Genomic DNA, 481 nt, shown 5'->3' with positions numbered 1-481 from the left:
TCAATAGTGCGGCGCTCGCCGGGCCGTTGGTGGATAAACCTTCTAAAAGGGCAGTAGCGCGTAGAAGTTGAATTGACCCGCTCTCAAGAGTTAAGCCCTTCAACACCCCATTGGTGTGCTCAGCGACAATAGAAGCAAGTGCAGGATCGGCACAAAGCCGCGCCGCAATGAGGGCCAACTGCTCTGGCGTGAGCGTCTCATCCGCCAACAAGCGATGCGCGTAGGTGGGATCTACAGAGGCCGCAGCAGCAGACAGTTCCACCTCTAAAAGGGCACCGCTGCTCCCGGCTGTTTCAAACGCGTTGGCAAGACGAGAAACCCACTGTTCATCCAAGCGGTTTTCTGCCACGAGGTGATCCCCGCCCTTAAGAAGTGTGAGAGTGCCGGCCCGGGCCCAGGGGCACCGGTAGGTGAAAACATTCCACGCCAGCCCCCACCTGGCGTAATTCTCTTTCAAGGGCGGTGTTTGCCCCACGCGCGT

General features: G+C 58.6%; 1 protein-coding gene. It reads right to left on the bottom strand.

The window, feature by feature from the left end:
* The coding region (locus tag EII11_RS10370) for a hypothetical protein (RefSeq protein WP_205649295.1) at positions 1–349 on the bottom strand (349 nt) is incomplete at its 3' end.
* Positions 350–481: the final 132 nt, after the last annotated feature.

The sequence above is a fragment of the Schaalia canis genome, from assembly GCF_003858455.1.
In the GTDB taxonomy this organism is placed as follows: domain Bacteria; phylum Actinomycetota; class Actinomycetes; order Actinomycetales; family Actinomycetaceae; genus Pauljensenia; species Pauljensenia canis.
The sequence above is the reverse complement of the archived record's forward strand: the minus strand, read 5'-3'. Positions and strand labels throughout refer to the sequence as shown.